Raw genomic sequence first — 12264 nt, forward strand, 5'->3', positions numbered from 1 at the left:
GCCCGTTGCCTCAAAAATAAACGACACCGAACAGGTGCGAGGATTGAGGGTCGTTGCCTCAAAAATCGACGACACCCTAATTGGTGATGTTTTCTGCTTTAGCAAGGGCAGCCTCGGAACGCAAGGAGCCCGTAGGGCGACCGGAGTGTAGAGGCTGCGCGAGAATCGTTCGGAGCGCCTTTTCGATGGCGTCTTTGAGGGCGAACGGATCGAGTTTTCGTCGGATCTCCCGCAGCCGTCTTTTCGCGGCTGGGTCAATCGCATTGCTTTGCAGAAGCCGGTCGCAAGGGGTCCACGGACGATCGTAGCGGCGACGGTAACGGCTGCCGATGCGTGTCTTGGCCACAAGCTTGACGGAGGGACAGAAGAAGTTCTGGAGCGGATCCCAAAGCTCGCGATAGAGCCGGTTGATGGGTTCCAGAAGCTCCGGAGACCCGAGCCGGTCGTAGCCAAGGAGCTGTCTGACCCGGCTCCAGTTCTTCTGCTCCACATGGGCATTGTCATCCTTGTGATAGGGCCGGGAGCGAGTGAAGCCCACGGGCCTGCGCCGCTCAGGAGAAGTAGCGGAGCAGATGATGGTTCAAAAACTCGCTCCCGTTGTCGCAATCAAAGCCCAGGATCGGAAAAGGCAGCTCGCCTTCGAGCTGGCGTGTCTTCTCCACGATCTGGGTTGCTCCCTTGTTCCAAACGGCTCGGGAAGCGGTCCAATCCGAGTAGATATCGGTGTAGGTGACCGTCCAGACGAAGTCCCCGGCCAAGCTCTGCCCACAATGGACCACGGTGTCCGCTTCCAGATAACCGGGCTCGGTGGCATCCCAATGGTCGGTTCGCACCGGAATCTGGGTCTTGAGCAGACTGCCCGGTTTGGTCCCGCAAAGTCGCTTGGGAATCACGCAGCGGATGGGAGCCAAAAGCCGGTCGATGGTCGCAGGACTCATCTCGCAAAGGTCCCGCTCCACCCGCTTGGGCGGTCTCCCAAAGCGCTTCCGATAGCAGGGAAGCCACAAGCGCATCGCCGCCGCTAACCGCTTCCCGCACATCTGTTCTCCCGCTTGCCAGATCGTTTTGAGCGGCTCCAGGACTTCTTCTCCGTACCGAGCGGGCCTCCCTCTCCTTTCTTCCTCGGCCTTCAGTGCCCGCTTGCCGGACAAAAGCTTGATCGCATGCTTGCGCGAGTAGCCCCACTGCTCGCAGAACTCATCGAGCATCCGCCCCTTCCTCCCCCGCCGGGCGTATCGCTCACGCATCCGCCCAAGCACCTCTTCCGCAACCTGTTGACTCATCTTCATGACCTCCGTGGTTCTTCGGTGTCATTTTTTATGAGTCAATTCGCCCTACCAATCCTGGAAATTACGACACCGAGGGCCGGGTGAAGCGCGGCGTCAAGCGCTGGGTCCGGTCGGAACGCTACAAGCGCAGGCGACGGGATCTCGCGGAAACCGAGCGGCGGCTGGCCGCCGCACGGAAGACCGCGCACGGCAATCTCGCGAATCGGATATTGGCGCAGGGAAAGACCATCAAGGGGGAGAAGCTATGCTATAGCAGTTTTCAAAAGAATTTCGGACGGAGCGTGAAGGTGCGCGCTCCGGGGATGTGGGTGGAGAGGATTCGCCGCAAGGCTGAAAGCGCTGGCGGCGGATTCAACGAGATCGATCCCCGGAAGACCCGCTTGAGCCAGTTCGACCATACGACTGGCCAATACGTGAAGAAGCCGCTCTCTTTGCGGACATACGTCTTCGGCGATGGCCGCACCGAGCCGGTGCAGCGGGATCTCTACAGCGCCTTTCTCGCGAAATGCTCCGAGAAGGATTTCCTCGACATCAGCCGGGTTGGAAAGTCCTGGCCGGGTGCGGAACCGCTCCTGCGACGGGCGATGTCGAGAGTGAAGGAACCAGCGAGCCGGGAGGGCTTGTCCCGACCGCACGTCGGGAACGTCAGAGCTGGTCGCCCGTCGAAGGGGAAAGTGGGAAGCGGCTGCCCTCGCAGCCGTTCCGGCGAGGCCGGGGATGCTGTAGCGCAAGCGAGAGCCCCGGAGAGCCGGATCTCTATTCTCTAGAGCCCCCTGGTTTTAGTCATGGGGAGTTTCAGGCCAGCTTTGCCGCCGATCGAGAATTTTCCCGATTGCTCGACTCTCCTGCTCCGTGGAAACATAAGGACATGCCCTCGTTCGATATTGTTTCGGAAGTAGATGAGCAGGAGGTAACGAATGCGCTCAATCAAGCGCGCAAGGAAATTACCAACCGTTTCGACCTCAAAGGGGCCGGTGCCGAAATCGACTACGAGCGCCCTACCCTGCATTTACGAGCAAACGACGCCTTCAAACTCTCGGTGATCCGAGAGATCCTATTGGGAAAGCTGGCCCGCCGGAACGTGAGCTTGAAGAATATCGAAATCAAGCCTCCTTCGGTTTCGTCCACGGGCAAGGCTTCCCAAGAGTTGATCGTCAAGCAGGGCCTCGACTCGGACGCCGCCCGGCTTCTGACCCATGCCGTCCGCGAAACGGGCCTGAAGGTCCAAGCACAAGTCCAAGGAGATCAGGTCCGCGTCACGGGCAAGAACCGAGACGATCTGCAGCAGGTCATCACCGCCTTGCGAGGCAGGGAATTCCCCTACGCGCTCTCCTTTCAAAACTTCCGGGATTAGCCGCCATTTCTCACAAGCTTTCTCCTGCGGCTTGCACAATTGGGTTGTCTGCTTCGCCCTCGCTTGGTTTTCCATCCTTGCAGTATGTCTTCATACAGTTGAGTGGAAAACCGTCGCCGCGCCTCGCATCCAAGCCATTTGCGGCGCCTCGGCTACGACATTTGTGAGAAGTGGCGGCTAACGCAAGCGGGGAGAAGCTCTTCTTCCCGGGCGAGGCCCGCTCAGCCATCTTTCTCCTAGGATGCGCAACCCTTCCAAGGTCAAATTCGGGCGCACGCCGCAGACCTCGGGCAGTCCGCGCACAACCAGAGCGGCATGGCCTCCGGTCGCCACTGCGGTCAATCGGTCCACGCCAAGCTCCTTGCGGATTCCCTCAAGCAAGCTACGGATCATCCCTCGGTACCCGTGAATGGCCCCAACCCGAATGGCTTCGACGGTGCTCCGGCCGAAACCACGCTCCGGCTCCGCAAGACGGACTTTCGGCAAGAGCGCAGTCCGCTCGTGAAGATAGCAGGTCATCAGGTCGAGGCCGGGAGCGATAACTCCTCCACAGAAGGCGCCCGAAGCGTCTACGATATCGAAGTTGGTGGCGGTCCCGAAATCGACGATGACGACCGGAGGATGCCAGAAGTGGAGCGCCGCAGCCGCATTCGCAAGCCGATCCGCCCCGATCTCCGCAGGATTGGGATAGTCGAGAAGGAAGCCGAGGTCTGCCCGGCCATGGACCAGAAAGTGGCTATTGGCAAAAGCCGAGCAAAACAAGCTGGTTCGAGCGGGAACCACACTTCCCAGCACCAGAGGTACTGAGGAATAGCGAGCGGCTAGAGAAAGAACGAATGGTTCGTCAACCTCCTCGGTGGCCCTCCGCTGAAGCTCGCAGAGCCGGCTCTTCCGAACCGCCGCGATTTTCGTAAAGGAATTACTGACGTCAGCGACAAGAAAGTGAGCCGGCAAGCTTTCTCCCACGCCCATTCTCCTCGAGGAGGATCAGCGTGAGCCGCTTGACCCGGGCGACTTCTTCCCCTCGAACAGAGACTTTGCCGGAAAAGATGGCCGCTCGTCCAAAAATCCGCATGACGACGACTTCCAGCAGAAGGCGATCTCCTGGGCCGGTCTTCCGAAAGAAGCGGGCGCCGTCGGACGCAGCAAAGAGTATCTCCCTCCGAGCCTGCTTGTCCGCAACGGTCCAAAGCCAAAGGCAGCCCGCTTGACCGAGAGCTTCGAAGACGATGGCGGCGGGGGTAGTCGGATTTCCCGGGAAATGACCGCGAAAAAAGTCTTCCTCCCCTCGGAGCAGGTAGTTCGCCCGCACCCGTCGCTCTGCAACGACGGCCTCGTCCAAAAAGAGGAAGGGTGGCTGTTGCGGCAGGAGTTTTTCGATTTGGTCGCGAGAGAAACTCTTCGTCGTGGCTTCGCTCGTCAAAGCCCCCTGCTCAACGCCTCTTTCTCCCATTCCCCAGTCTTTTCCCGCTCTCTGGATGGGAGCCGCTATCGCTTCACCACGACAAACCGCGTCATTCCCCGCGACCAGACTTGCAGGAGCATGTCTCCCTGGCTCGATTTCGCCGCCTCCAGAGCCTCACGAACGGCACGCACGGGGCGGTGGTTCACTTGTAGAATGACATCGCCCGGCTGCAGTTGGTTCCGCCCGGGACGCGCGGCCGGCGAATCCTGGTCGACATTGGTCACCACGACTCCCTGCACTTCTGCCGGAATTTCCAACTGCTGGCGAGCCGCGCCATTGAGTTCCGCGATCTCGACTCCGGGTAGAAATGTCCCCTGCTCCGAACCTCCGGGAGTGCCGCTGCTAGCGACCGGCTCGTTCGGCCGTTCCTTGAGAATGGCTTGTGCGGTGACTTCTTTTCCATCGCGCCATATCTTTAAGATAACCTTCGATCCGGGCGGCGTCTCCGATACCGCCAGGCGGAAGACTCGGGGATCGATCACCTTCTGCCCGTTGAATCCGATGATCACATCCCCGTCCTTGACGCCGGCCTGGGCGGCGGGCCCTCCCGGCGTCACTTGTTCGACCAGGGCGCCAATCGGCTCGTTCAGCCTAAATGCCCGCGCCAAGTCCGGGGTGACTTCCGAAATTGTCACGCCGAGGAAACCGCGAATCACTCGCCCGTGATTCACGAGCTCCTGCATGACGTAGCGAGCCATGTTCGAGGGAACCGCAAACCCGATGCCGAGATTGCCGACACGGCCGGGACTCACGATCGCCGTGTTGATCCCAACCAGCCGACCCTCGACATCGACCAGGGCTCCTCCAGAATTGCCGGGGTTGATCGCCGCATCGGTTTGAATGAAATCCTCGTACTCTTCGATGCCGACGTCTTTTCGTCCCTTGCCGCTTACGATCCCCATCGTCACGGTCTGACTCAAGGCAAAGGGGTTGCCCACCGCCAGGACGATATCGCCTACCTCGACCTTGTCGCTATCCGTGAACACGGCCGCCGGCAGATCGTTCGCCTCGATCTTGACAAGCGCGATATCGCTATAGGGATCCTTCCCGACCACCTTCGCGGCATACTCCTTCTTCGCTTCGCCCACCAGAACCTTGATCTCTTCGGCAACCTCCACAACGTGATTGTTCGTCAGGATGTACCCGTCGGGGGAAATGATCACCCCGGATCCAAGCCCGCTCTGGCGGTGAGAGCGAGGCGGCTGCGAGGGGGCCTGCCGCCTTCCCCCTTGATCTTCTCCTTCCGGGGGTCCGAAGAAGCGGCGAAAAGGAGGCTCGTTAAAAAAGGGAGGGAAAGGGAAAGGCCAGCCTTCCGGCACCTTGACCCGCTGGGTGGTCGCGATCTGCACGACACTTGGGACCACTTTCTTCACGATCGGCGCGAAGCTGGTCAGGAGGCCCGCCCCCTGTCGGGGAAGCGCTGCGTCGTCGACCTGAATGGAGAATGATGTCTCCTTGACCTGTCTGGAAGGGCTCGCCAAAGAAAGAGACTGCACGGTAGCAACCGAGCGGACAGGAAAGGAGAGGAGACAATAGACAATGCAAAGGACTAGGCTTGCGCCCGCGGGCCAATTGGATTTCATGCGTGCAGGATAGGTTAGTCTTCTGGAATCTTCCGAGTTTTCGGCAAGAGTTGAACGGAAACGCGCACTCCTTTCAAGCGATATTGCAATCGGGATTTCCGCGGGGTCGAGAAACCAGAACTTCCCAAGCAGTTGAGCCTTGACAGAGAGGCTGAGGTTGCGCCCACTACCATTAATCGTGAGCAAACAGTGGAATAAGTTCGAAAAGCGAAGGCGCCGCAAGGCTTATCTCAAGCGCAAACGCGAGAAGTCTGCGGTCCCTCAGCCTGCGCCAGGAAGAAAATGAGATGAAGACCAAGGCCGCCATCGCCCGGGAGCGCTCTGCCGCTCCGGCGCTGGTCGTCGACGGTCACAGCGTAATTTTTGCATGGAAGGAGTTGCGAGAAATCCACGCACACTCGCCCAGGCAGGCACGCGAGCTTCTCTCCGAGCAGCTCCAGCAGATGCATGACACAGGGGCTTGGTCGGTGATCCTCGTCTTCGACGGGCGTTTCGGTTCTCGGCGGGATCGGATCGACTCGTCGGCGGAGGAGATGGTCGTTGTCTATTCCGCCCCCGATTGCACGGCAGACTCGGTCATCGAAGCCTTTATTGCCCAGCGGGCAGATCGAGAGCGGGTGACGGTGGTTACCGCGGACCAGGCGGAGCGGCGCTCCATCGAAGCGATGGGAGCCTGGTGCTCCTCGCCGGAATGGCTCGCTTCCGAACTGGAACAACTACAAGGAAAGCTGGTGGCTACCTTGAGTCGAGTTCACCGGAAGGCTAGATGGTGACCGCTTCTTGGCGGCAAGTCGGCGTCCCCCGCAAGAGAAGGCGAATGACGGTCGATCGACTTCGTGGACCTGATTTCCACCAACATTGAGGGCCGTTGCGAATGCGCATCTTGTCTGGTATTCAACCCAGCGGGTTCCTTCATCTCGGGAACTTCTTCGGCATGATGCAGCGAGGAATCCGATGGCAGGAAAAAGGAGAAGTCTTCTTCTTCATCGCCGATTTTCACGCCCTAACGACTCTGGGCGACCCCGAGGCCTTGCGCCGGAACGTTCGAGAAGCAGCTCTCGCGTTCTTGGCATGCGGGCTCGATCCGAAGCGGGCAGTCTTTTTCCGGCAGAGCGCGGTGCCCGAGGTCTTGGAGCTCTCGTGGCTCCTATCCACCGTGACTCCGATCGGTCTTCTCGAAAGATGCCACAGTTATAAGGATAAGCTGGCCAAGGGCATTGCTCCGACACATGCCCTTTTTGCGTATCCGGTCCTGATGGCGGCCGACATCTTGCTCTACCGGGCAGATCTGGTTCCGGTGGGAACCGACCAGAAACAGCACCTGGAAGTGACGCGTGATCTGGCCGTGAAGTTCAACCAGACCTTCGGACCCGTGTTCGTCGTTCCGAAGGAAGACATCGACGAGGGCTTGGCCACCATTCCGGGAATCGACGGACAAAAGATGTCGAAGTCTTATGGAAACACACTGGAGCTCTTCGGGGATCGGGAAGAGTTCCGCAGGAGGGTGATGGCCATTCGCACCGACTCCACCCCCGTCGGCGAGCCGAAGCCGGTTGCCGGCTCGGTGCTGGTCTCCCTCTATCGACTCGTCAGCGAGCCGCAGGAACTCGAGGAATTCATCTCCTCCATGCGGCGGGGAGGAGTCGGCTACGCGCCCCTCAAGAAGGAGCTTCTTAGCAAGCTCGAGCGCTTTCTGGCACCTTTCCGCGAACGATATGAGGAGCTAAGGGCAAAACCCCAACTTGTCGATGAGGTTTTGGAGGAAGGCGCTCGCTCGGCTCGTGCAGCGGCCGCTCCGACATGGGAATTAGCGCGGCGAGCGGTTGGTCTGCTCTAGCCTGCATGTCTCACAAGCATTCTCCTGCGGCTTGCCAGATGGACCCGGCTGCTTCGTTGGGACTTGGGTTTTTCGCCCTCCTCGCCGTATGTCGTCAATACAGCTCCCGGGGGGAAACCGGCGCCCTGCCTTGCATCCAGGCTCATTCGCCGGGCCTCGGGTACGAACTTTGTGATATAAGCAGGTTAAAGAGATCCGCAACTTGATTCGATCCCATCGAGAACGATCCCATGGATCCAGACGCCACTTCCCTTGGGGAGATTGATCGGCTGCGTCGAAGGCTCGACGAGATGGATCGCCAGCTTCTCGCGCTCCTCAACCAGAGGATGGAGGTGGCGAAACGGATCGGAGAGCGAAAACGCCGAGAATCCCAACTCATTTTCGATCCCGTCCGTGAAGAAGCCGTGATCCGAGATCTAGTCAAGCAAGATGCCGGCTCTCTCTCTCCTCTAGGGATTCGAGCAATCTTCCAGGAGATCTTTTCCCTCTCACGTGCCCAGCAGGGCGTCCTCCGGATCGGCTGCTGCGGAGGAGCCGCCAGTCTGCTCGCCGCCCATCGCCGTTTCGGCTCCTCGGACGGGTATCGCATGGTCCGCTCCGCAGAGGAAGGCAAGCGGCTGCTCGTCGAGGAATCGATCGACATTCTCGTCCTCCCCAAGCAACGGCTGCTCGATTGGTCACACTGGCTCCTGCGCAAGCCCGATGCCCAATCGCCCGTGACCGTCTGCGGCGAGAGCGATCTACCCCACCTGCTCGCAATCCACCGGATGGGCTGGCGCTCCCGTTTCTATATCATCCGCCTGGGAAAGGAGCCAATCCGGCCGCAAGATGGTTCCCAAAGCCAAAAGGCCGTCTTCCTCCTGGCCGGATGCTCGCGGGAGGCAATGGATCGGTGGCGGCACCGCTTCGGCGGTTGCTGGGCTCCAACGAATCCCTGCGCCGGGGGCAAAGAGCCGCCGGATGCGAGCGCGCTCGTTCACCTCTGGGAAGTGTTCGATCCTCCATCGCGCGAGGCGCTGCGGGAGACCTGCAGCGCCCTTTGCGGGGATTCCGCTTGGATCGTGCTCCTGGGGGCCTACCCTGTATCATCCGATACCCGCTTATGAGCACTCGATCCGAAAAAGGGGGGGCTTCTATCGGTTCAGAGCAGTCCGGCTCCCAGAGCACCCAGCCTCGCCCCGCCTCCCGACGCGGACCCAGAAGCGAAGGTCCGCCCTGGATGGTTGGGAGGGTGACTCACCGTCCTCCCCGCTCCCTGTCCGGGTCTATCGCCCAAGAGGCCGACACGAAAAGCAAGCCGCCTCTCGACCCGGACGGCGGCGAGAGCGGCTCCGTCGATTCCGACGTTCTCCCTTCTCCAATTGCCTGGGAACCGAAAGCAAAGGCCCCGAAGCAGTCGACTGCGGTTTCCGACGAAGCCTTTCGCGAGGAGGTGCTCGGCGAGGAGAAGGAGACCAAAACCGGGGTTCGGGGTGCCGTATGGCTAGCCGTCCTCGCCCGCTTGCTCTTCTATAGCGCCGTGGCTGCCATGGGTTATGGCACCTACTACTCGCTGCGCGAAACCCGCGTGGAAGGCCAGATTTTTCCCGGCAAGCTTCCCATGCCGGCCAAGGCGTATGTGGTCTACGACTTTTCTGGAGATGTCCGCGCCTTGCGACGGGATTGCGGCAGTTCGGTGGAGCCCTACCGTCAGACCGTTCAAAGCTGCGAAAGCAACCTGCAGCACGTCCGCTCCGACCTCGTTGCCCAGCAGGAACGGATCCGCCTGCTCAAGGAGCAGATCCATGCTGCGGAGGAAGAACTGAAGAATGCAGGGAAGGAAGCCCAGGAAAAGGGAAGGAAGTTGTGGGCCACCGAGGGAGCCGCCTTGGAAGGGGAGTATGATGCGATGGTTTCACACATCGAATCCAACTTCCAGGAACGGAGCAAGCAGATCGGACTACCGATCACGGAGAAAGACGTTTCCGTCCACGCCCCGGAAGCGTGGGCCAACGCCTACGAGCTCGCTCTCTACTCCGCCCCTCCGTCCGTCAATGTGACCGCGGAGCGGAAATGGGCCGAGGAAGGGCTGAAGGTCTGGCAGCAATTTCAGTCCACCTACGAACGGAAGCAGCAGGCGCTCAAAAAGAAGACCGAAGAGTTCCAGGCGCAGATCGCTCCCAAGGTGACGGAAATCCGGAATCAGATCTCCCTCCTCGAAGGTCGCATTACAGAATCCGAAGAGGAGATGCTTCCTCTCCAACAAGAGTTCACAGCGAATCAAAACGAGCTTTCAATCGCAACAGCGCAAGCGGAAGCCGCACGAGCCAATTTCCAAAAGCAGCTGCTTCAGCTTCCCAGGCGCTCGATCCTCGAGGCGATACCGGTGGGAGCGGATGGACACTTCGAATGGCGTCGCCTGGAGCAGAACGGGCGTTTTCATTCCGGCGTTTACTTTCTCTGGCTGGTGACGGAGGAAGGCGGCCAGGAACATTGGAGCCTTTTCCCGTTCTCGATTTCTCCGTACGCGAAGACGGAGATCGTCGTGCGAGCGAACAGCTTTCTACCGGTCAATCAACTCTGGGAAGGTTTGTAAACCTTAGCCGCAGGAAAAAGCTTGTGAGAAATGGCGCTTTGCTTCGCCGCGTTCCGGCCTAGGTTTCCATGACCGGGGGAACGAGGCGAAACCGGGGGAAAGGGGTTTTTTCCGTGAGCATCGCTCGGATCGTAATCTGTGGAGCCGGTTTCGGCGGTTTGGCAGCGGCCCGGGCGTTTGGAGAACGGCTCTCCCGGCTTCCTCCCGTGGGAGAGCTTCTTCTGATCGACAAGGAAAACTATCACCTCTTCCAGCCCCTGCTCTATCAAGTGGCGACCGCGGGGCTTTCCGGTCCGGACATCGCCATCCCGATCCGCTCGATCCTCAGACGTTATCCGCAAATCACCGTTCGTATGGATCGCATCGTCGGATTCGACTTGGAAAAGCAGAATGTCTTGCTGGAGAACAGTTCCGTCGGATACGACTACCTCGTCCTCTCTCTGGGAGCCGTGACCAGTTACTTTGGACGAACGGGCTGGGAGGAGTACGCCGTAGGCCTCAAGACCCTCTCCGACGCCCACAGAATCCGCGCTCAACTCCTCCTCGCGTTCGAGGAAGCCGAGTGCGCGGAAGACCCCGGTCGACGGAAGGACCTTCTCACGGTGGTTGTCATCGGCGGGGGCCCGACGGGAGTCGAGCTGGCTGGAGCCATCGGTGAATTGACCCGGCATGTACTGCGCCGGGATTTTCGTCACATCGATCCGACAAAGGCGCGCATTCTGCTGATCGAAGCGGGACCTCGCCTCCTGGCGCAATTTCCGGAAAAGCTGGGGCGCATCGCGGAACGCAGGCTCAAGTCTCTTGGAGTCGACGTTCGGCTCTCCAGTCGCGTTCAGGATCTTGGAAATGGGTCCGTGACCCTGGCCGAGGAGACGATTCGTTCCGCTAATATCCTTTGGACGGCAGGCATCGCTCCCCATCCCCTCGCCGCCGCCCTCCCCGTACCACGCGACCGCTCGGGACGATTGTTGGTGCTCCCGGACCTCAGCCTACCCGGGCATCCCAACGCCTTTGCGATCGGCGACATCGTGTCCCTGCCAAACGTTCCCGCCATCGCTCCCGCTGCTATGCAAATGGGGCGACATGTCGCGAACCTGTTGACTGCCGAGCTTTCCTCCGGCGTCGGCCCTCCGGAGAACCGCCCCGCCTTCCGCTATCGCGACAAGGGGATGATGGCCACGATCGGACGGGCAGCGGCCGTCGCCTGGATCGGCAAGGCGGTCTTCAATGGTCCGGCTGCGTGGCTTGCCTGGCTGGGGATCCACCTGGTCTTTTTGATCGGATTCCGCAACAAGGTCATCGTCCTCTTTCAATGGATCTGGTCTTACCTTACTTACCGCCTGGGAGCCCGCATCATCCTTCGATCGGAGGAGGTCGCAAGCCCAACGCGGCGCAAGCCATCGACGAGCTCATCGACCGAAGGTTGACCGGCGGCTGCCGGTTCGTCCAGATAGCCATAGACCAGCTCACTTCCCAGGGAGGCAAGGACGATGCGGGAGAGTCCAGCCCATGGCCCGAGCCCCATGAGGGCCCAGGCTTGGGATCGATGATCGAGCAAGACACGAACGAGCGATCGAAGATCTTCGGGCCCGCGGAGCCGTAGAGCGATTTTCGCCCAGTCTGGCGCGGCTCCTTTCAGGCAGAAACAATACTCCAGGATCCGATCCTCTCCGGGGCTGCCCTCCAGCCAATGAACGGAGAGAATCCGCCATTTCCTCTCTGCCCGAGCACGCTCCCACCATTCGTGCAACTGGGGCAGCGAGCGGTGCTCCACATCCAACGCGTCGATGAACGGAAAAAGCTGGTCGAGCAGCTTCTCCCGTTCCGCTTGCGCCCATTGCCGGCGCCCTCCCTCGTCGGGGATGCGCAGCGTCAGGAGGGCGGGCCGGGTTCGCTCGGCCAAGCGTGCGCTCACTTCCCGGGGCGGAACCCCGCCTTCGAGCAGGGCGTCTAGCCTCACCTCTACAAGATTCGCTGACGATACGGCGGTCTTAAGAAAAGATAAGCCCCGCGCCGTCGTTATGGTTCCGACGATCCATGGGCCTTGTGCCCACTTTTCCTCTCCGTCCCGCCTCGGCTCAGCCGTTTGTTCCATCGCAACATTCGGGTTCGCTGACCGCTCGTGACGGATCCAGATCCTTCCAAGAGCAAAGCTGTGCGG

13 protein-coding genes are annotated in these 12264 nt (G+C 60.3%); 7 read left to right on the forward strand and 6 right to left on the reverse strand.

What is annotated here, in order from left to right:
• Nucleotides 1-76: 76 nt before the first annotated feature.
• Nucleotides 77-538 carry a hypothetical protein gene (locus A37A_RS21205; protein ID WP_051076241.1) on the reverse strand — a complete coding sequence of 154 codons (462 nt, stop codon included), beginning with the start codon at nt 536-538 and terminating at the stop codon, nt 77-79.
• 13 nt (nt 539-551) lie between these two features.
• Complete coding sequence (locus A37A_RS18105) at nt 552-1283, reverse strand: hypothetical protein (RefSeq protein ID WP_231363752.1); 732 nt, start codon at nt 1281-1283, stop codon at nt 552-554.
• 86 nt (nt 1284-1369) lie between these two features.
• Between A37A_RS18105 and A37A_RS21210 the strand changes: the two genes are divergently transcribed.
• Together A37A_RS21210 and A37A_RS0103885 are read left to right on the forward strand one after the other, a co-directional pair.
• On the forward strand, nt 1370-2056 hold the full coding sequence (locus A37A_RS21210) for a hypothetical protein (protein ID WP_018290218.1): 687 nt from the start codon (nt 1370-1372) through the stop codon (nt 2054-2056).
• 101 nt (nt 2057-2157) lie between these two features.
• Nucleotides 2158-2643, forward strand: a complete 486-nt coding sequence (locus A37A_RS0103885) for a YajQ family cyclic di-GMP-binding protein (RefSeq protein WP_018290219.1) — start codon at nt 2158-2160, stop codon at nt 2641-2643.
• Nucleotides 2644-2820: 177 nt separating this feature from the next.
• On the opposite strand, the gene A37A_RS15685 is transcribed toward A37A_RS0103885, so the two are convergent.
• The 3 genes from A37A_RS15685 to A37A_RS0103900 are packed head-to-tail and all read right to left on the reverse strand — an operon-like array spanning nt 2821 to nt 5691.
• Nucleotides 2821-3597, reverse strand: coding sequence for a type III pantothenate kinase (locus A37A_RS15685; protein ID WP_231363755.1), 777 nt, complete (start codon nt 3595-3597; stop codon nt 2821-2823).
• Complete coding sequence (locus A37A_RS15690; RefSeq protein WP_018290221.1) at nt 3572-4096, reverse strand: 3-hydroxyacyl-ACP dehydratase FabZ family protein; 525 nt, start codon at nt 4094-4096, stop codon at nt 3572-3574. Before A37A_RS15690 ends, A37A_RS15685 begins: the two co-directional genes overlap by 26 nt.
• 35 nt (nt 4097-4131) lie before the next feature.
• Nucleotides 4132-5691, reverse strand: coding sequence for a Do family serine endopeptidase (locus A37A_RS0103900; RefSeq protein ID WP_020493981.1), 1560 nt, complete (start codon nt 5689-5691; stop codon nt 4132-4134).
• A 287-nt stretch (nt 5692-5978) separates the two neighbouring features.
• On the opposite strand from A37A_RS0103900, the gene A37A_RS15695 reads away from it, so the two are divergent.
• The 5 genes from A37A_RS15695 to A37A_RS0103925 all read left to right on the forward strand — a co-directional run bounded on the left by A37A_RS15695 (nt 5979) and on the right by A37A_RS0103925 (nt 11530).
• Nucleotides 5979-6464: an NYN domain-containing protein gene (locus A37A_RS15695; protein ID WP_018290223.1), complete on the forward strand. Its 486-nt coding sequence runs from the start codon at nt 5979-5981 to the stop codon at nt 6462-6464.
• Nucleotides 6465-6565: 101 nt separating this feature from the next.
• Entirely contained in the window at nt 6566-7528 is a 963-nt protein-coding gene (trpS, locus tag A37A_RS0103910) for a tryptophan--tRNA ligase (protein ID WP_018290224.1), read from the forward strand.
• 230 nt (nt 7529-7758) lie between these two features.
• Nucleotides 7759-8634, forward strand: a complete 876-nt coding sequence (locus A37A_RS18110) for a chorismate mutase (protein ID WP_026195633.1) — start codon at nt 7759-7761, stop codon at nt 8632-8634.
• 113 nt (nt 8635-8747) lie between these two features.
• Nucleotides 8748-10103: a hypothetical protein gene (locus tag A37A_RS0103920; protein ID WP_018290225.1), complete on the forward strand. Its 1356-nt coding sequence runs from the start codon at nt 8748-8750 to the stop codon at nt 10101-10103.
• 113 nt (nt 10104-10216) lie between these two features.
• Nucleotides 10217-11530, forward strand: coding sequence for an NAD(P)/FAD-dependent oxidoreductase (locus A37A_RS0103925; RefSeq protein ID WP_020493982.1), 1314 nt, complete (start codon nt 10217-10219; stop codon nt 11528-11530).
• Here the strand turns inward: A37A_RS0103925 and A37A_RS0103930 are convergent.
• Nucleotides 11437-12198 (reverse strand): type I 3-dehydroquinate dehydratase, encoded by a 762-nt coding sequence (locus tag A37A_RS0103930; protein WP_018290227.1) that lies wholly within the window; start codon nt 12196-12198, stop codon nt 11437-11439. The genes A37A_RS0103925 and A37A_RS0103930 overlap by 94 nt on opposite strands.
• Nucleotides 12199-12264 lie beyond the last annotated feature (66 nt).

Origin of the sequence: Verrucomicrobium sp. 3C, assembly GCF_000379365.1 — a bacterium.
GTDB lineage: Bacteria > Verrucomicrobiota > Verrucomicrobiia > Methylacidiphilales > Methylacidiphilaceae > Methylacidimicrobium.